Origin of the sequence: Halosaccharopolyspora lacisalsi (genome assembly GCF_014137975.1) — a bacterium.
Lineage (GTDB): Bacteria > Actinomycetota > Actinomycetes > Mycobacteriales > Pseudonocardiaceae > Halosaccharopolyspora > Halosaccharopolyspora lacisalsi.
This window is the reverse complement of sequence record NZ_JACGWZ010000007.1, coordinates 365,200-382,249: the sequence shown is the minus strand read 5'-3', so window position 1 is coordinate 382,249 and position 17,050 is coordinate 365,200. Positions and strand designations below refer to the sequence as shown.

Sequence of the window (17,050 nt, the reverse complement as noted above, 5' to 3'; positions counted from 1 at the left end):
TCCTGAGTCACGTCTCACTGTTCGTTCGGCAGATGCAGGGTTTCGGTCAGCTCGGGGCACACCTTCGCCAGTTTGTGGTCAGTGGTCAGCACCCGAAGTCCGAGGTGGCCGGCCAGCGCGATGTAGAGCGCGTCGAGCAGCCGCACGTCCGCGCGCCGTGCCCATGCCCCCGTCAACAGACCTGGCAGCGGGTGACGAGTAACGGGCATGGCTGTGAGGCGGTCCAGGGCCAATTCGACATCGGCGACAGCGAGGTCACCCGCGCGCTGCATCCGACCAAGCGCGGAGATGACCTCAGCGTCCAGGTGCGCCGGAGCGTGTAGCTCGGTCCTGGTCAGACGGTCGATCGCCGCGGGGGCGCAGTCGGTGCCGGCGAGCAGATCGACCGCCACGGAGGCATCCAGCACCACGGCGTTCATCGCTGAGCTCACGCACCGAACTCCTCACGCGCGTCATCGAGCGCGGTAACGGCCGCCTCATGGGTGAGCCCACGCGGCGCAGGCAGCGTCGCCAACCATGCATCGGTAGCGGTGCGCGCCAGCTCGGCGGCGATGGCGGCCTGCGTCAACGCCGAGAGGTTGAGCTGGGCCTCGCGTGCTCGCTCTGCGAGCTCGTCAGGCACCCACACGTTCATCCGAACCATACACACACCATACACACATGTCGTTGCGCGGCCTAGCGCTCGAGGTGCGTCAGCACCCGTTTTCGACAGGGTTTCGTACTCCGTGTCGAGGCGGGTCCTGCCGGTCGGGCGAGAGACGGGTTCACCGGGGCCGACGATCTCGTCCGGAGCGAACTGCTCCCGGGTGAGGTCGACCTCGAGGCTTTTGGCGAACCGGTTCCACCAGTGGAAATCGACCCACCTCCGGTCACGGTGAACCTCACCGCGAACGAGGTCGCCACCGAGCAGATCGTTGAGGACGAGGGCAGTGGTGCCGCACTGGCCGCGGGCCGGATTGCTGGGGTGCCAGTCGGGGACGTCTTCTGGGGCACAGGTGTCAGCACCCCACGAGGACCGGATCGCGCGCTCGATGTCCATCAGAGTCCGAATCGGCATGCCGAGCAGCCTGCCGAAAGCCACCGACACTCACGCCCGATCATGCGTGTCGTCGCCACGACCGACCAGCGGCCCGAGCTGATACTTCGGTCCGGAACGCCCGGAAGTCCAGGATCACGACCTTGCCGCGAAAGTCGGCGAGCCGCAGCTGCTCTCCTCCGGTGTTCACCCACTGACGTCCTCGTAGCTCGGGGCACGGACACGGGCGCGGCGGGGCTGTTCGGAAGTGCTCACGCTGGTAGTCGACAACACCGAGCACGGCAGTGTACCGAGGGGTGTGGCCACCTTGACGGCGAAGCCTCACACGGTGGGCGCGCTATGCTCGCGCTCCCGTGCGCTCGATCGTCATGAGCGTCCTCGGGAGGCGAGCCCGGTAAGTGACCTTGATTCAAGAACGTGCGTTCCGGCCAGCGACGTTCGTTGATCACGCACTGATCGGTGCGATCGAATCGAGCGTGTCACCGAGCTTGTCCTTGGTCACAGCCCGGTCGTAGTCGTCCTGGAGTCCGGTCCAGAAGCCCTCGGACATGCCGAAGTAGCGTGACAGGCGCAACCCGGTATCGGCTGTGATCCCTCGTCGGCCGTGTGTGATCGCGCTGACGCGCGTCTGCGGGATGCCGAGATCCTTCGCGAGCCGGTATTCCGTGATCCCCATGGGTTCGAGGAACTCCTCACGGAGGATCGCACCCGGATGCGTGGGTGGCATGACGATGTCAGTGCTCATGGCTGCCTCTCAGTGGTAGTCGGTGAACTCGACGGCTTCCGGTCCCGCATCCGTCCAGCGAAAGCAGATCCGCCACTGCTGATTCACGCGGATGCTGTGCTGCCCGGCGCGGTCGCCCTTGAGCTGTTCGAGTCGGTTGCCGGGTGGCACGCGGAGATCGTCGAGGGTGGCCGCTCGGTTGAGCATGGCGAGCTTGTTGTAGGCACGACGTTGCGTTTCGGGGTGCAACTTCGTTCGGCGGCGCTCCCAGATCAGCAGTGTGCGTTTGTCGGTGAAGGACCGGATCACGGAGGAATGGTAACGCGTTGCGTCAGTAACGACAAGCATCAGTATTGACAGCGCTGTCGCAGTCATCCCTCATCGGGACGCTTCGCGCCACAGTGATTCCCACGAAGACGCTGTGCGCCGCAGCCGGTCAGCGCGTACCGTCGTCCAGCGCTGCGAAAACTCGGTTGCGGAGGGTCTCGTACTCACCACCGAGGCGGCATATCGCGGGCGGCCGTTCGATCACGGTGCCGGGGCCGACGATCTCGTCCGGAGCGAACTGCTCCCGGGTGAGGTCGACCTCGAGGCTTTTGGCGAACCGGTTCCACCAGTGGAAATCGACCCACCTCCGGTCACGGTGAACCTCACCGCGAACGAGGTCGCCACCGAGCAGATCGTTGAGGACGAGGGCAGTGGTGCCGCACTGGCCGCGGGCCGGATTGCTGGGGTGCCAGTCGGGGACGTCTTCTGGGGCACAGGTGTCAGCACCCCACGAGGACCGGATCGCGCGCTCGATGTCCATCAGAGTCCGAATCGGCATGCCGAGCAGCCTGCCGAAAGCCACCGACGCTCACGCCCGATCATGCGTGTCGTCGCCACGACCGACCAGCGGCCCGAGCTGATACTTCGGTCCGGAACGCCCGGAAGTCCAGGATCAAGCAACGACCTCGGAAGTCCCCGATCGAGTAGGGCTGGTCGCCGGGTGGAACCTCCTCACGGCGGCGGGAACCTTTTAGCGACCTCGGCGGCGCCCTGCAGCAGCCCCGGATCCATGGAACCGCTCGCCGCGGCCGCCTCGGCGCGGACGAGCAGGGAGCGCTTTCGGCGGGAGTCGTAGTGCTCGCCGGTGAGGCGGATACCCCGTGAGGTCAACGCCCAACCGGCGAGGGGGTGGACGTCGCCGGTGCCCTGGACGTCGTCCAACCTCTTCAGCCGGGCCGCGCTGCCACCACCGGACATCCGCACCCAGGCGATCGAGACCACGCCGGTGTTGCCGTGCTCGTCGGCGAGTCCCACCAGGGTCCGTCGCAGGGAGCGACAGGGCGTGTGCACGAAGAACCCCTGCACCTGTCCGAAGGAGTGCGCGGCGCACTTCGGGTCGTACCGGGGCTTTCTCCGGTGCTTGACCTTGAGCCGCATGCGCTTCCACGCCTTGGCGCGCTGCCCCTTGTTCGCGGCCCGTTTCGCCTTGCTCACGCGCACCTGCACGGTCCGACTCACGGCTGAGCCGGCCGCGCCCTCCGTCGACGTGGCCCCCAGACCTCCCAGACCGCCCAGACCACCACCGGAGGCAGCGACCGCGATGGCGACGGCAGCGGCGGCGACGCCACCTCTGCCCTTCGGTTTGTAGCCGGGCCGGGTACGGCCGTACTTGTCGCGCCAGTAGTAGTCTGGTTCCCTGTCATCCGCCACAGTCTCTCCCTCGACGCCGGATCAGTAGGGTGATCCTGCCAACCGGCTCCGACATCGGCGGGAGAACGAACGGGGTTCACCCGAAGGGAGTATCAAGGTCGTCGGTGTTCCTTGCTGGTGTGGGAGCCGCCTAGCATTCGCCGAGTGCGCGTCCTGTTCGCCTTCGCCGGGGGAAGCGGCCATTTCGAACCGCTCGTCCCGATCGCCCGCGCTGCCGAGCGCGCCGGGCACGCGGTCGCTTTCACCGGACGTCCCGCGATGGTTCCCGCGGTCGAGGACGCCGGATTCGTCGCTTTCGCCACCGGAACGGACTCCGGGGTGGTTGCGGAGCGGATCCCGCTGCGGGAACTCAGCGTTGCCGGGGAGGAGCTGGCCGTTCGGGAGGGCTTCGCCGGTCGGATCGCGCGGGAGCGGGCCTGCCGGAACCTGCGCACGCTGCGCGACTGCTGGAGCGGCTCGGTACCGGGGGATGAGCGCCGGTCCGGACGAACTGCCTCACCCGCGCGGGTCGGCCGCGAGGAAACGTTCGATCCTGTTCGCGGTCGCCGTGCGGTCGCCGAACCAACCCAGGTGGCTGTCGGCGCCGCTCAAGAAGAGTTCCGCCCCGGGAATGCCGGCCGTCAGGGACTCGGCGTGGGCGAAGGGAACGCCGCCGTCCGTGCGGCTCGCGACGACCAGTGTGGGTTGGGTGACGGTCTCGGGCGCCACGGCCCGGGTGTGGTCGATGTCGTTGAGAAAACCGCTTCCCGACCGCATCCGCGAGAACAGCTCCACCATCCGCGCCCGTTCCTCGTCACCCAGGGCGGCGACGACCTCGTGCGCCGGCTTCGTGGACAGATCGCCGAGCAGCAGTCGGAGACCGGTGGTGGGAGCGAGCCGCAGGAGCGCACGGACGGCACCCCAGGTCAGCCTCTCGGTGCGGGCGTTGAACACGATGTTCGCGGCGATGCGCGTGCGCCGGTCCGGATAGGTGCCGAAGCCGACCGAGCTCTCCAGGACGAGTCGCTGCACGAGCCGGGGACACCGGGAGGCCATCGCCAGCGCGGTCCGTCCGCCCGCCGAGATCCCCACGACCGCCGCCACGCTGTCGATCCCGAGTTCCCGGCACAGCTCCGCGAGGACGTCGGCGAAGCCGCTCGGTGACGGGCCGACGGACAGCGGCGTTCTCCCGTAGCCGGGGCGGGACGGCACCAGTACCGAGTAGCCGCGATCGAGGTAAGTCTCCTCGCCGGGTGCCAGTCCGGCGCGCATGTGTCCACCGTGGAGGACGAGGACGGTGGAGTCTCCGGCCGCCTCCAGCCGGTACTCGATCCGACCCGAGTGAAGTCGTGTCATCGACGTGGGCCGTTCGATTATCGGCTTCACCATCCGCGCCACCCCTCTTTCGTGAAGATCGCCTCGACCCAATGTAGTGCTTTGGGCGCGCGGGCCGCGCGGTTTCGCGCGAAACCGCCGAAATACGGTTTCGCGCGAAACCGACTAACCACCGCGAATGCGGCAGGAAGTTATGAAGACCGGTACTCGGTCCGCGAGGGGACGGCCATCACCGCGGCGGTCGCCCTGCCCCGGGGAACGCCCCTGCCCAGGGAGCACGCCGTGGCAGTGCTCGGTCTCGTCACGGTGAGACGATCGGCTCACTCGCGAGCCGAATGACCGGTGTGCCGTCAGTCCTGACCGGATTCTTCGTTCGTCGATGTTTGCGTCCGCCCGCGGGCGGTGCTGTGAGTATTGATGTAGAACATGCTCGCTGCCAGCATCGGGATAAACGTGCCGAGCAGCAGGATCGCGGTGTTCACAGGTGCCTCTCCCTTCAAGTGTCTCGAAGAGACCGGTAACCCCTTGATCACCCAGGGTGACGGGGCGCGGGTGTAAAGGAGGCGCCCCCAAAAAGGGGACACCTTGATCGGATCGTCGCCACGGGGGCGACGAAGAGACACCTCGTCCGGCGGCGTGGAGACCACCCCGGGGGCGAGGACGTATCCAAGCGAGGGCCCGACGCCGATATCTCGGCGGCGAGCGAACATCGGAAGTTGGAAGGCCCCGTGATGCTGCCAGGTCGGGGGTCCGACAGCATCACGGAGTCACTCCGTTCATCGTGCCTGGAGCCGACGGCGTTACACCGTCATGAAGGTATGACGTACATCACTTTAGTGTCACCCGTTCGGGTGTACGTGATCCGTACGGCGCACCTCTCGGCAGCGGGCACAACGCCCCAGCTCAGCGGCGCTATTCCTGCTCCGATCACCCTGGTCGAGGCCACGCGCGAAAAGGGGGTCGGGCGGTTCGCGCCGAAACCGCCCGACCCCTGAGGAGAAGCCGCTGCTCAGCGTTCGACGATGGCGGTGACTCCCTGGCCGCCCGCCGCGCAGATCGAGATCAGCCCGCGTCCCGAATCGCGTTCGGACAGCAGTTTGGACAGCGTCGCCACGATCCGCCCGCCGGTCGCGGCGAAGGGGTGGCCCACAGCCAACGAGGATCCGGTGACGTTGAGGCGGTCGGCGTCGACCGTGCCCAGCGGTTCGTCCAGTCCGAGGCGCTCGGAGCAGAATTCGGGGTCCTGCCAGGCCTTCAGCGTCGTGAGCACCTGCGAGGCGAACGCCTCGTGCAGCTCGTAGAAATCGAAGTCGCCCAGCCCGATGCCGTTGCGGTCGAGCAGCTTCGGCACCGCGTAGGTGGGCGCCATGAGCAGGCCCTCGTCCCCGCTGACGTGGTCGACGGCCTCCGAGACCGAGTCGGTGATGTAGGCCAGCACCGGCAGTCGCCGCTGCCGCGCCCACTCCTCGCTGGCCAGCAGCACGGTGGACGCCCCGTCGGACAGGGCGGTGGAGTTGCCCGCCGTCATCGTCGCGGTCTCGCCGCTGCCGAAAACCGGCTTGAGCTCGGCCAGCTTCTCGGGCGTGCTGTCCGGCCGCATGTTCTGGTCGCGGGAGAGTCCCTGGAACGGGGTCAGCAGATCGGAGAAGAAGTCCCGCTCGTAGGCGGCGGCCAGTCGCTGGTGACTGCGCGCGGCGAGTTCGTCCTGCTCGGTGCGGTCGATGCCCCACGCGGCGGCGGTCCTGGCCGCGTGCTCCCCCATCGACAGACCGGTGCGCGGCTCGGCGTTGCGGGGGATCTCGGGCACGACCTGCTGCGGTCGCACACCGCTCAGCGCCTGGAGTCGTCCGCCGAGGCTCTTGGCGTGGTTGGCCCGAAGCAGGAGGCGGCGCAACTCGTCGTTGAGCGCGATCGGCGCGTCGCTGGCCGAGTCCACGCCCCCGGCGATACCGGAGTCGAGTTGCCCGAGGGCGATCTTGTTGGCCACCGACACGACCGACTCCAGCCCGGTCGCGCAGGCCATCTGCACGTCGTGCGTGGGCGTGCGCGGGTCGAGGCGTGAGCCCAGCACGGTCTCGCGGGCGAGATTGAAGTCCCGGCTGTGCTTGAGCACGGCCCCCGCGACGAACTCGCCGACCCGTTCGTCCTGCAGTCCGAAGCGGGCGATCAGCCCGTCGAGCGCGGCGGTGAGCATGTCCTGGTTGCTCGCCCGCGCGTAGGGGCCGCCGGAGCGCGCGAACGGGATCCGGTTGCCGCCGACGATGGCGACCCGACGAATGGTGGTCATGACCGACTCCCTCGCTCTCGTGTCGAACCTCGATGGTGCAACATAACCTACCGACGGGTAGCTTATGCGTCGAGGCAGTCGTCCCTCCCAGGAGTGCTCATGTCCGATCGATACCAGCAACTCACATCATCCGGGCTCGGCCGGCAACTCGCGAAGCGACTCGGATTGCCGACCCCGACCCCGCTGCGGCGCCACCGCCCCGGTGATCCGGTCGTGTCGGCACCGGTGCTCAGCGGCGCGGCCGAGGGAGCCCGGCTGGGTGAGTCGATCTCGAAGACACTGGGCGAGGTGCACGCGCAGGTCGAGCACGCACCCACCGAGGGGACTCGTTACGCGGCGCTGGTCTTCGACGCCACCGGTATCACCGCCAGTGATCAGCTCCGCCAGGTTTACGCGTTCGTCAGTACCGCGATCCGCCAGGTCGCCACGAGCGGCAGGGTGATCGTGCTCGGCACGCCCCCCGAGGAAACCTCCGGCACCGCCGAGCGCACGGCCCAGCGCGCCCTGGAGGGCTTCGTCCGCACCGTGGGCAAGGAACTCAAGGGCGGAGCGACCGCCCAGCTCGTCCACGCCGCGCCCGGTGCGGGCAACGCCCTCGACTCCACACTGCGGTTCCTGCTGTCGTCGAAGTCGGCCTTCGTCTCCGCCCAGGTCATCCGGGTCGGTCCAGCCGACGTCGAGCAGCCGCACCACTCCCGCCCCCTGCGGGAGAAGGTCGCGCTGGTCACCGGAGCATCGCGCGGCATCGGCGAGTCGATCGCCGAAACCCTCGCGCGCGACGGCGCGCACGTGGTGTGCCTGGACGTGCCCGCGCAGGGGGAGGACCTCGCGCGAGTGGCCAATCGCATCGGTGGTTCCACGCTGCAACTCGACATCACCGAGCAGGACGCCCCGCGACGAATCACCGAGCACTTCACCGAGCGCCACGGCGGCCTCGACGTCGTCGTGCACAACGCGGGCATCACGCGGGACAAGACGCTCGGTCGGATGAGCGAGCAGCAGTGGGACTCGGTGATCGGCGTGAACCTCATGGCCCAGGAACGCATCAACGAGGCACTGCTCACCGACTCGTCACCGCTGCGCGCCGGCGGCCGGCTGATCGGAGTCGCCTCGATCAGCGGGATCGCGGGCAACGTCGGGCAGGCCAACTACGCGACCTCCAAGGCGGGAGTGATCGGCCACGTCCAGGGGCTCGCGCCGCGTGCCGCCGAACGGGGAGTCACGATCAACGCCGTGGCCCCCGGATTCATCGAGACGTCGATGACGGCGGCGGTACCCGTGATGATCCGTGAGGCGGGCAGGCGCATGAACAGCCTCTCGCAGGGCGGGTTGCCGATCGACGTCGCCGAGACCATCGCCTGGTACGCCGATCCCGGCTCCGGGGGCGTCAACGGCAACGTCGTACGAGTCTGCGGCCAGAGCATGTTGGGATCCTGACGATGAGCACGATCGAGTTGAGCGGTCCCCCGAACCTGGCCGCGCTGTATCTCAAGGCGGTGCTGTCCGCGCCGACGCGCAACGGTGCCGAACTGCCGGAGACCGAGTACGTGCGCCCCGACATCGTCGTGGACCGCGATCACCTGGCGGACTACAACAGGACCTGCGGGTTCGGGATGCGCGACGAGTTGCCCGTGACCTACCCGCACGTGCTGTCCTTCGCCACGGCGGTGCGCCTGATGACCGATCCGGAGTTCCCGTTCCCGCTGGCCGGACTCGTTCACATCGCCAACAGCATCACCCAGTACCGCCCGTTGCTGGTCACCGAGCCGCTGACGCAGCGAGTGCGGCTGGCCGACCATCGGCCGCACCCGAAGGGGAGGCAGTTCGACGTCATCACCGACACCCTCGTGGACGAGCACGTGGTCTGGACCGAGAGCAGCACGTACCTGCGGCGGGGTGAGCCGAACGAGTCGGAGCCGAAGCGCGGGGTCGAGGCGGTCGAGGCCGGTGAGGCCGTGGCGAGCTGGCGGTTGCCCGCGGACCTGGGACGCCGCTACGCGGCGATCGCCGGGGACCGCAACCCGATCCACCTGCACCCGTGGGCGGCCAAGGCGTTCGGGTTTCCCCGCACGATCGCCCACGGCATGTGGTCGAAGGCGCGCTGCGTCGCGGCGTTCGAGGGGCGCCTGCCGGAGGCGTACACGGTCGACGTCGACTTCGCCAAGCCCGTGCTGCTGCCCTCCACGGTCGAGTTCTCCGCGCGCGGCGCGGACTTCGCCCTCCACTCCCGGTCCGGAAAACCGCACCTGCGCGGTCGATTCTCGTAGCACCGGGTGATTCCGCTCCTCGCACGTGACATCACCCGCTTCGAAAGCCGAGGCCCTCGATGCGGAAAAACACCGTGGTCGGTCCCGTCGCCGGCGCGTACCCGCCTGGATAGGCTGACTCCCATGGTGCGGGTACTGCTGGTGGACGACCAGGAACTCATGCGGATGGGGTTTCGCATGGTCCTCGACGCGCAGGACGACCTCGAGGTCGTGGGGGAGGCAGGTGACGGCGTCCGGGCCGTCGAACTCGCCGAGTCCCTCCGGCCCGACGTGGTGCTGATGGACGTGCGGATGCCGGTGCTCGACGGCGTCGAGGCGACCCGTCGCATCGTGGCGGCCGAAACGGCGAAAGTGCTCGTGCTGACCACCTTCGACCTGGACGAGTACGCCCTGGCCGCGTTGCGCGGGGGTGCGGGCGGGTTCCTGCTCAAGGACACTCCGCCGGACGATCTGGTCTCGGCGGTGCGGTCGGTGGCCAGCGGCGATGCCGTCGTGTCCCCGAACGTCACCCGTCGCCTGCTGGACCGTTTCCTGGGCGGGCCCGGCGGTGAACTGCGGGACGCTTCCGTGCTCGACGTGCTCACCGAGCGGGAGCGCGAAGTGCTCGAGTACGTGGCCAAGGGGCTGTCCAACACCGAGCTGGCCGAGCGGTTGTTCCTGTCCGAGGCCACCGTGAAGACACACATCGGCCACATACTGTCCAAGCTGGAGCTGCGAGATCGGGTACAGGCCGTGGTGCTGGCGTACGAGACCGGTCTGGTCAGCCCGGGAGCATGAGTTGTGATTCGACGCGTTCACGTCCCGCTCGCCGGGCGACTGCGGTTAGTCTCACAGGAGTGAGTCAAACAACCCCGTGGAAACCTCGGCTCGTCGCCCTCGACGTCGACGGCACCATGCTCGACCCCGCCACCCAGACCCTGTCGGAGGGGGTGCGCGCCGCCGTGCGCCGAGCGGTCGACGCCGGTTGCCACGTCGTCGTCTCCACCGGTCGCAGCATGCTCGGCACCCTCCCCGTCCTGGACGAGCTCGGGCTGAGCGCGGGTGCCGTGCTGTGCTCCAACGGAGCCGTGCGGCTCGACGCCGCCACCCGCGAGACCGTCTCCGTCGAGACCTTCGATCCGGCTCCGGTGTACACGCGGCTGAGCTCGCTGCTTCCCGGAGCGCAGTTCGCCGCCGAACAACTCGGCACGGGCAGCCTTGTGACCAGCTGGTTTCCCGAAACTCACCTGCACGGTCCGCAACAGCCGGTCGACGTGGCGGAGCTGACCGAGCGCCCGGTGCCCCGGCTGATCGCGCACTGGGCGGGGCACACACCGGAGGAAGTCGCCGAGGTGCTCGACGGGGTGTCACTGCCCGGCAGCGTCTACACGATCGACCAGTACGCCACGTGGGTCACAGTCGTGCCCGACGGGGTCACCAAGGGTGCCGCGCTGGAGAAGCTGCGCGCCGAGCTCGGAATCGCGATCGAGGACACCTTCGCGGCAGGTGACGGCGACAACGATATACAAATGTTGCAGTGGGCCGGGCACTCCGTGGCGATGGGGCAGGCGCAGCCCGAGGTTCGCACCGCGGCCACCGAGGTCGCCGCCGACGTGGCGGCGGATGGCCTGGTCACGGTGCTGGACCGCTGGTTCTCCGGGGGAACCCCCTCGGGGTGACCCCGAGGCCCTGATACCGGTGTGGGGCCGTACTACGACCTGGATCTGAGACCGAATCCAGACCGAGGTTCGACGCGAAACGGCTTCGGGAACAGGCATGCTGGTGGAGTATCGGCGTCATGACGGCGCCACGGCGGCGTCGGACGCCTTTCCCTAGCTTCGCAGGAGCGACCATGATAGAGGCTGTTGGCCTCACCAAGCGCTACGGCTCGACGGTGGCCGTCAACGACTTGTCGTTTTCCGTCAAACCGGGTCGGGTCACCGGTTTCCTGGGGCCCAACGGTGCCGGTAAGTCCACCACCATGCGGATGATCCTGGGGCTGGACCGTCCGAGCGCGGGCAAGGTGCTCGTCGACGGCAAGCCCTACCAGGAGCTCAAGTACCCGCTGCGTCACGTCGGTGCGCTCGTGGAGGCGAGGTGGGTCCACCCGAACCGCTCGGCCCACGCTCACCTGCGCTGGCTGGCCCGCTCCAACGACCTCCCCCGGAAGCGGGTGGACGAGGTCCTGGGGATGGTCGGGCTGGACAAGGTCGCCGGACGCAAGGCCGGTGGCTTCTCGCTGGGGATGTCACAACGCCTGGGCATCGCCGCGGCGCTGCTGGGAGACCCGCAGGTGTTGCTGTTCGACGAGCCGGTCAACGGACTCGACCCCGAGGGCATTCACTGGATCAGGCAGTTCATGCAGCGACTGGCCGCCGAGGGGCGCACGGTGCTCGTCTCCAGTCACCTGCTCTCGGAGATGTCGCTGACCGCGGAGGACCTCGTCGTCGTCGGTCGCGGTGAGCTGATCGCCGAGTGCAGCACCGAGGAGTTCGTCAACAGGGCCAGTGACTCCTCGGTCCGCGTTCGCTCGCCTCAGGCAGAGCAGCTGGCCGGACTGCTGGCCGAGCGAGGCCTGGCCGCCCGAACGGCCGACGCGCAAAGCCTGCTGGTCGATGGTGCCGACACCGAGCAGGTCGGTGAGATCGCGGCGGCAGGTGGGATCGTCCTGCACGAACTGGCGGCGGAGCGCAGTTCGCTGGAGGAGGCCTTCATGCGGCTCACGGGCGACTCGGTGGAGTACCAGACCGATTTCGGCCAGCCCACCGACACACTCACGACGGCAGGAAAGTGAAGCGATGACTCTGCTCGCTGTTGAACGCATCAAACTGTTCTCGACCCGTTCGCCGTGGTGGTCGATGTTCCTCGCGCTCGCGTTGACCATCGGCTTCGCCGGTCTGATGGCCACCCAGGCGAGCGCGAACTCTCCGATGGGGGTGTCGACGACCCAGATCGGCTACCAGTTCGGGCTCATGGTCATCATGGTCATGGCCGCCCTGGCGGTGACCACCGAGTACCGCTTCGGAACCATCCGCGCCACCTTCCAGGCCGCACCGAACCGCACCCGGGTGCTGTTGGCCAAGACCGCTGTCGTGGCCGCCCTCGCGCTGGTGATCGGAGAGATCGCCGCATTCGGCTCGTGGGGAGTTTCGTGGGTGCTGGCCCCGGTCTCCGACCTGGCGTTGGCCACAGCCGAGCAGTGGCGGCTGGTCGCCGGAGTCGGGCTGGTGTTCATGGGAGCCGCGGTCTTCTCGATCGCCGTGGGCATCCTGCTCAGGCAGTCGGCGGGTGCGGTCACGCTCCTGTTGATCTGGTCCATGCTGGTGGAGCAGTTGATCCGTCTCGTTCCGACGTTCGGCTCGGACCTGCAGGAGTGGATGCCGTTCACCGCGGCCGGACGTTTCCTCACCGGCAGCAACAGGTTCACCGAGTCCGCTCCGCTGGGGCCGTGGGCCTCACTGGCCTACTTCTTCGCACTGGCAGTGGTACTCTTGATCATCGCGCTGGTCACCGCGAACCGGCGGGATGCCTGAAAATCGCGGGGATTTTTCCGATGACGGGCGTGTTACCCGGTGTTACCCATCCCGGCCGAGATACTGGTCACCCTCCCGGATAGAATCAGCGCACAGATCAAGGCCGCTCCGCTGGGTCGACAGTGGACAAAAGTCGCCGCCCTCGGTGGCGAGTCCGATGTGGATACTGCGATGACGCGGCCACGCACAATCGAAACGACCGACTGCATACGCGCTCGGGGGCGCCGGCGGTCGGGACGGGGGAGGGCCCGGGCTGTCATTCGGGGGATGGCCCGGGCCCTGTGCTTTTTTCGGAGCGCTTTTTCGGAGCCGGGCCCGGGTACGTGCGCAGGTGGATCACATGCTGGGGCGTACCACCAGCACCGGGCAGGAGGCGTGACGGACGCACTGCTCGGCGACCGCGCCGAGCAGCAGTCCGGAGAAACCGCCGCGCCCGCGATGTCCCACCACGAGCATGTCGGCGCCGCGCGAAGCCGAGAGCAGTGCTTGGGGGGAGGGCGAGTGCACCACGTGCACCTCCACCGGGCACCCCGGGTCTCCCCCGAGCGTTTCGGAGACGAGCTGATGAGTGTCGGCGAGCACCGACTGCTCGTACTGCTCGGTACTGGGCACCGCGCCGGGAGGGCAGTCCCTCGGTTTCGGTGCGGTGCGGATGCTCCAGGCACGTACGATGTGCAGCACCGTGTTCCTGCACTTGGCTTCTTCGGCGGCCGCGGTCAGGGCACGCAGAGCGGAGGCCGAGTTCTCCAGTCCGACGGCCACGCCCCCGTCGATGTCCACTCGTTGCCATGTTCGTTCCGTCACCTCTCCACTTCACGCCAGTAGCCGGAGGTTGTCGAGCCGAGAGCTCACGAGCACGCTCAAGCTGTTGTTGTTTTGTGACCTTAGACACAATATGGCTCGGTTTGTCCCCCTTGAGGCTTTTTCTGGTAATGCATGAGGGAGGAGACGTTGTCGACGAATCGCTCCTCCAGGGCAGGCACTGCCGTGGGCGTCCCGCGAGGTGCTCCGAGGAGTTCCGCGCGAAGGGAAGGTCCCTCCATGATCCGTACTTCCCCGTTTCTTCGGCACCGGCTGTCGGCGTGCCCACGGCGCAGGTCACCCGATGTCCGGCTGGAGCCACTGCCGGGCTTGGAATGGTCGCTGCTCATGGAGGAGCAGCCACCGGGACCCGACGCGATGTCGCCCGCCGCGCTGCGTCGTGGATGGGTTCATCGTGCGCCGCAGGGGCAGGTGTTGAACCTGTTCCGGAGGCTGACCGCCTCCGGCGGTGACCTTCCCGTCCCGTGGTGGCTGCGGGCGCTGGACCTCGGTCGGATCTCTTCGCGCGCGGAGGCCTTCGAGATCGAGGACGCCCTGCACGGGCTGCTCGGCGCCAGGGTCGGTTGGTCCTTCGTGCCGTGGGTGGGAGCGGGTGAAAGCGTGTACTGGGAGTACGAACCCTCGGACCGGGCACCCATGATCATGCCCACCACCGTGGTTCTGACACATCAGCACACCGGCTGGATCAGCGTCGTGCCCGCTCACAGCGACACCTTCACCGGAGACCCGACGGCGCTGGGCGGTGTGTCGGAGCTGGAGTCGTCACTGACTCGGATCGAATCCTGGTGACCCTGTCCGTCGAAGATGAGCGGCACCTGACGGACGGGAACGGCCGTTTGCGATACTGAATCCCCGTGAGCGCTTCTGACCAGCAGGTTCCCTTCCACCGCACGGTTGTCAGCTATGTTCGACGCAGCGAGCGGACGACAACCGGGCAGCAACGCGCGTGGGATCGGTATTGGCCGGAACTGGGAGCCGAGATCGACGCACTGCCCGAGGGCACACTCGACGTGTCCGGATGGTTCGGTCGCTCGGCACCGGTGATCCTGGAGATCGGCTCCGGGATGGGTGAGGCCACCGCCGAGCTCGCCACTGCCCGGCCGGACGCCAATCACCTCGCGGTGGAGGTGTACAAGCCCGGCTTGGCTCAACTGCTCCTGCGTATCGAAAAGCTCGGCTTGGACAATCTCCGGCTGCTTCGTGGTGATGCGGTCATGCTGCTGCGCAACCACATCGAGCCGAACTCGCTATCCGAGATCCGTGTCTTCTTCCCCGATCCGTGGCCGAAGAAACGGCACCACAAGCGCCGGCTGGTGCAGGACGACATCGTCGAAATGATGGCATCTCGACTTGCCGTGGGCGGTTTTTTGCATCTGGCTACCGACTGGGAACAGTACGCCGAGCAGATGCTGGAGATGTGTCATGAGCAGCCCACCTTGCGCAACCACCATGCTGACATGCCGGGTGGCTGGGCACCGCGGCCGGAATGGCGCCCCGTGACAAAATTCGAGCAGCGTGCGGAGGAGGAAGGTCGCGTGATACGCGATCTCGTGTTCGAACGGATCTGAGTGCCTTTTCACCTCACCTTGTCCCTCGGATTGCGGTCCCAGGCATCGGAGAGCTCCGAACTCACCGCCATCAGCAGAAGCACTCCCAGTGCCAGGATCGTTCCCGCGGTGGTCAAAGCGACAGTGATCATTGCTGTCTTCCTTTCACAGTGGCCCCTGTGGGGAGCGGGTTCCGATTCGTTGCTTTCTCCCGTATCATGACGCCTAAGTTGTGTTCGTGCATCGGCCATATGGTTGGTCACTGGTGACCATAAGGTCATACAGTTGGTCACTGGTGACCATAAGGCCAGGATTGTGTGCCGGAGCCGATTCTGCGCAGTGTCGGTGTGCAGGCGGCGGTGGCTACTACGGCCGCACCGCTTCCGAGGAAAGCCGGAGCGGCCATCCATCCCCCGAACACCGCCTCCGCGCCGAGCAGTCGCAGTACAACGGCGCCGATGACGACACCACCGCCACCCGCTCCCCACATGGCGATCAGCGCGGGCACGGTGACCTCCATGCTCACGACCCTGCGCAGTACCCGTACCGGGGTTCCCGCCGCTAACAGCGCACCGAAGACGTGCCGCCTGTCGAAGACGGAGGTCATCACCGTGGCGACCGCGCACCACCCCGCCGGTGCGGTTACGAGCACGCCGATGATGACCGTCTCCGTCCACTCGCCCGGGAAATGCCCCGGTCCATGGCACGCGGGCAACAGCGTCATCCCCACCGAGCCGAGAAAAACGGCCAGTACGGCGTCGCAGGAGGTTCTCCGGGGGGCGTCGGGGTTCTCGTACAGGCGGCGCCCGGCCAGGAGCGCGGCCGGACCGTGCCAGCGACCGATGAGAAGCCTCCCGAGCGTCGCGGCGATCCACGGGCCCGTGAGCCACACGGACAAGGTGGTGAGAGCCGGAGCGAACAGCAGCACACCGGTGTTGTCCGAGTCCGCTGTCGTGAGCAACCCGTATCCGGACAGTGCCGCCATTCCCATGAGCACGGCGACTCGCCAGACCGGCGCCACGGGGATCACGCCGCCATCACCCCGCCGGTGATGAGCCCCTCCCGGATCTCCATCGTGGTGCCGGTACGTGCGACGAGGTCCCGGTCACGAGTCGTGATGATCACCGCGCTCTCGTCCTCCCGCGCCGCTCGCAGCAGCGTGCTCACGGTCTCTTCTCCGGTACGGACGTCCAGGGCATCCGCGGGTTCGTCGGCGAAGACGATCCGGGGCCCGTGTACGAACGCGCGAGCCAGGGTGACTCGCAGTGCTTGCCCGGCCGAGAGCTCACGGGGACGCCGGTTCTCCAGCCCGTTCAGGTCGAGTCGTTCCAGCCGGGTACGTGCCTCGGCCAGGGCGCGGCACCGCCCCACCCCGGAAACCAGCAGCGGCAGCGCGACGTTCTCCTCGGTGGTGAGTTCGTCCACCAGCTTCCCGCGGGCGAACACGAACCCGAAGGACCGTCTGCGCACCTTGCCGCGTTCGGCCGCGCCGAGGCGGTCGATGCGGTGACCCTGCAGCGCGACCTCGCCGCTGTCCGGGGGCTGGATCGCGGCCAGCACGTGCAGCAGCGTCGTCTTGCCGGCACCGTGCGGTCCGACGATCCCCAGGGCCTCGCCGGCCTTGACGGTGATGTCGACGCCGGCCAGGGCGTGCTGCCGACCGTACCGTTTGAACAACCCGCGCCCGGTGAGTAGCGGCCCCGTCGGCGGGGGGAGGGACGCGAGGGGTTCGGCAGCTGGGGACATCACCGTGTTCTCCTCAGGGGCGAGGGGTGCCCGGTCGGGAAGCGGCATCGGCCGTGTTCGCCGGGATGGCCGGTGGACGTGATCGCTGCCGAGCGTG

Annotated in this window: 21 protein-coding genes; 8 read left to right on the top strand and 13 right to left on the bottom strand. The window is 67.8% G+C overall.

What is annotated here, in order from left to right; translation table 11 throughout:
• Positions 1-14 precede the first annotated feature (14 nt).
• From FHX42_RS22875 to FHX42_RS22840, 9 genes are all read right to left on the bottom strand, one after another.
• Positions 15-431 carry a type II toxin-antitoxin system VapC family toxin gene (locus FHX42_RS22875; protein ID WP_328796680.1) on the bottom strand — a complete coding sequence of 139 codons (417 nt, stop codon included), beginning with the start codon at positions 429-431 and terminating at the stop codon, positions 15-17.
• Positions 428-1,087: a YunG family protein gene (locus FHX42_RS27535; protein ID WP_182546486.1), complete on the bottom strand. Its 660-nt coding sequence runs from the start codon at positions 1,085-1,087 to the stop codon at positions 428-430. Before FHX42_RS27535 ends, FHX42_RS22875 begins: the two co-directional genes overlap by 4 nt.
• Positions 1,088-1,481: 394 nt before the next feature.
• Entirely contained in the window at positions 1,482-1,781 is a 300-nt protein-coding gene (locus FHX42_RS22865; protein WP_182546485.1) for a HigA family addiction module antitoxin, read from the bottom strand.
• Positions 1,782-1,790: 9 nt separating this feature from the next.
• Complete coding sequence (locus FHX42_RS22860; RefSeq protein ID WP_328796679.1) at positions 1,791-2,069, bottom strand: type II toxin-antitoxin system RelE/ParE family toxin; 279 nt, start codon at positions 2,067-2,069, stop codon at positions 1,791-1,793.
• Between the two features lie 127 nt (positions 2,070-2,196).
• Positions 2,197-2,586 carry a YunG family protein gene (locus tag FHX42_RS22855; RefSeq protein WP_182546483.1) on the bottom strand — a complete coding sequence of 130 codons (390 nt, stop codon included), beginning with the start codon at positions 2,584-2,586 and terminating at the stop codon, positions 2,197-2,199.
• A gap of 173 nt (positions 2,587-2,759) precedes the next feature.
• The gene (locus tag FHX42_RS22850) at positions 2,760-3,458 is read right to left on the bottom strand and encodes a hypothetical protein (protein ID WP_182546482.1); all 699 of its coding nucleotides are present in this window, start codon (positions 3,456-3,458) and stop codon (positions 2,760-2,762) included.
• Between the two features lie 495 nt (positions 3,459-3,953).
• The gene (locus FHX42_RS22845; protein ID WP_235987729.1) at positions 3,954-4,793 is read right to left on the bottom strand and encodes an alpha/beta fold hydrolase; all 840 of its coding nucleotides are present in this window, start codon (positions 4,791-4,793) and stop codon (positions 3,954-3,956) included.
• Positions 4,794-5,122: 329 nt separating this feature from the next.
• Positions 5,123-5,254: a hypothetical protein gene (locus tag FHX42_RS27195; RefSeq protein WP_268898446.1), complete on the bottom strand. Its 132-nt coding sequence runs from the start codon at positions 5,252-5,254 to the stop codon at positions 5,123-5,125.
• Positions 5,255-5,781: 527 nt separating this feature from the next.
• Positions 5,782-7,059: an acetyl-CoA C-acetyltransferase gene (locus tag FHX42_RS22840; RefSeq protein WP_182546480.1), complete on the bottom strand. Its 1,278-nt coding sequence runs from the start codon at positions 7,057-7,059 to the stop codon at positions 5,782-5,784.
• A 99-nt stretch (positions 7,060-7,158) separates the two neighbouring features.
• Here FHX42_RS22840 and FHX42_RS22835 point away from each other — a divergent pair, with 99 nt between their 5' ends.
• The 6 genes from FHX42_RS22835 to FHX42_RS22810 all read left to right on the top strand — a co-directional run bounded on the left by FHX42_RS22835 (position 7,159) and on the right by FHX42_RS22810 (position 12,838).
• On the top strand, positions 7,159-8,496 hold the full coding sequence (locus FHX42_RS22835; RefSeq protein WP_182546479.1) for a 3-oxoacyl-ACP reductase: 1,338 nt from the start codon (positions 7,159-7,161) through the stop codon (positions 8,494-8,496).
• Positions 8,497-8,498: 2 nt separating this feature from the next.
• Positions 8,499-9,326, top strand: a complete 828-nt coding sequence (locus FHX42_RS22830; RefSeq protein ID WP_182546478.1) for a MaoC family dehydratase — start codon at positions 8,499-8,501, stop codon at positions 9,324-9,326.
• 123 nt (positions 9,327-9,449) lie between these two features.
• Complete coding sequence (locus tag FHX42_RS22825) at positions 9,450-10,103, top strand: response regulator (protein WP_182546477.1); 654 nt, start codon at positions 9,450-9,452, stop codon at positions 10,101-10,103.
• 59 nt (positions 10,104-10,162) lie between these two features.
• Positions 10,163-10,984, top strand: coding sequence for an HAD family hydrolase (locus FHX42_RS22820; protein ID WP_328796678.1), 822 nt, complete (start codon positions 10,163-10,165; stop codon positions 10,982-10,984).
• Positions 10,985-11,157: 173 nt separating this feature from the next.
• Positions 11,158-12,099, top strand: coding sequence for an ABC transporter ATP-binding protein (locus FHX42_RS22815; protein ID WP_182546475.1), 942 nt, complete (start codon positions 11,158-11,160; stop codon positions 12,097-12,099).
• Positions 12,100-12,103: 4 nt separating this feature from the next.
• Positions 12,104-12,838, top strand: coding sequence for a hypothetical protein (locus FHX42_RS22810; protein WP_182546474.1), 735 nt, complete (start codon positions 12,104-12,106; stop codon positions 12,836-12,838).
• 336 nt (positions 12,839-13,174) lie between these two features.
• Here FHX42_RS22810 and FHX42_RS22805 read toward each other — a convergent pair whose 3' ends face one another.
• Positions 13,175-13,642: a universal stress protein gene (locus FHX42_RS22805; RefSeq protein ID WP_328796677.1), complete on the bottom strand. Its 468-nt coding sequence runs from the start codon at positions 13,640-13,642 to the stop codon at positions 13,175-13,177.
• A gap of 237 nt (positions 13,643-13,879) precedes the next feature.
• Here FHX42_RS22805 and FHX42_RS22800 point away from each other — a divergent pair, with 237 nt between their 5' ends.
• Both FHX42_RS22800 and trmB read left to right on the top strand, forming a co-directional pair.
• Positions 13,880-14,449: a hypothetical protein gene (locus tag FHX42_RS22800; protein WP_235987728.1), complete on the top strand. Its 570-nt coding sequence runs from the start codon at positions 13,880-13,882 to the stop codon at positions 14,447-14,449.
• Positions 14,450-14,514: 65 nt separating this feature from the next.
• Positions 14,515-15,228, top strand: coding sequence for a tRNA (guanosine(46)-N7)-methyltransferase TrmB (trmB, locus tag FHX42_RS22795; RefSeq protein WP_182546473.1), 714 nt, complete (start codon positions 14,515-14,517; stop codon positions 15,226-15,228).
• 8 nt (positions 15,229-15,236) lie between these two features.
• Here trmB and FHX42_RS27190 read toward each other — a convergent pair whose 3' ends face one another.
• From FHX42_RS27190 to FHX42_RS22785, 3 genes are all read right to left on the bottom strand, one after another.
• Positions 15,237-15,359 carry a hypothetical protein gene (locus FHX42_RS27190; RefSeq protein WP_268898445.1) on the bottom strand — a complete coding sequence of 41 codons (123 nt, stop codon included), beginning with the start codon at positions 15,357-15,359 and terminating at the stop codon, positions 15,237-15,239.
• Between the two features lie 137 nt (positions 15,360-15,496).
• The gene (locus tag FHX42_RS22790; RefSeq protein WP_182546472.1) at positions 15,497-16,237 is read right to left on the bottom strand and encodes a hypothetical protein; all 741 of its coding nucleotides are present in this window, start codon (positions 16,235-16,237) and stop codon (positions 15,497-15,499) included.
• Positions 16,234-16,953 carry an ABC transporter ATP-binding protein gene (locus tag FHX42_RS22785; protein ID WP_182546547.1) on the bottom strand — a complete coding sequence of 240 codons (720 nt, stop codon included), beginning with the start codon at positions 16,951-16,953 and terminating at the stop codon, positions 16,234-16,236. Before FHX42_RS22785 ends, FHX42_RS22790 begins: the two co-directional genes overlap by 4 nt.
• Between the last annotated feature and the right edge of the window lie 97 nt (positions 16,954-17,050).

Excerpts from the sequence above, each read along its gene's own strand:
- FHX42_RS22840 (WP_182546480.1), bottom strand. The coding sequence starts at position 7,059 with ATGACCACCATTCGTCGGGTCGCCATCGTCGGCGGCAACCGGATCCCG.
- FHX42_RS22845 (WP_235987729.1), bottom strand. The coding sequence starts at position 4,793 with ATGACACGACTTCACTCGGGTCGGATCGAGTACCGGCTGGAGGCGGCC.
- FHX42_RS22815 (WP_182546475.1), top strand. The coding sequence starts at position 11,158 with ATGATAGAGGCTGTTGGCCTCACCAAGCGCTACGGCTCGACGGTGGCC.
- FHX42_RS27190 (WP_268898445.1), bottom strand. The coding sequence starts at position 15,359 with ATGATCACTGTCGCTTTGACCACCGCGGGAACGATCCTGGCACTGGGA.
- FHX42_RS22855 (WP_182546483.1), bottom strand. The coding sequence starts at position 2,586 with ATGCCGATTCGGACTCTGATGGACATCGAGCGCGCGATCCGGTCCTCG.
- FHX42_RS22830 (WP_182546478.1), top strand. The coding sequence starts at position 8,499 with ATGAGCACGATCGAGTTGAGCGGTCCCCCGAACCTGGCCGCGCTGTAT.
- FHX42_RS22785 (WP_182546547.1), bottom strand. The coding sequence starts at position 16,953 with ATGTCCCCAGCTGCCGAACCCCTCGCGTCCCTCCCCCCGCCGACGGGG.
- FHX42_RS22800 (WP_235987728.1), top strand. The coding sequence starts at position 13,880 with ATGATCCGTACTTCCCCGTTTCTTCGGCACCGGCTGTCGGCGTGCCCA.
- FHX42_RS22835 (WP_182546479.1), top strand. The coding sequence starts at position 7,159 with ATGTCCGATCGATACCAGCAACTCACATCATCCGGGCTCGGCCGGCAA.
- FHX42_RS22810 (WP_182546474.1), top strand. The coding sequence starts at position 12,104 with ATGACTCTGCTCGCTGTTGAACGCATCAAACTGTTCTCGACCCGTTCG.
- FHX42_RS22825 (WP_182546477.1), top strand. The coding sequence starts at position 9,450 with ATGGTGCGGGTACTGCTGGTGGACGACCAGGAACTCATGCGGATGGGG.
- FHX42_RS22865 (WP_182546485.1), bottom strand. The coding sequence starts at position 1,781 with ATGAGCACTGACATCGTCATGCCACCCACGCATCCGGGTGCGATCCTC.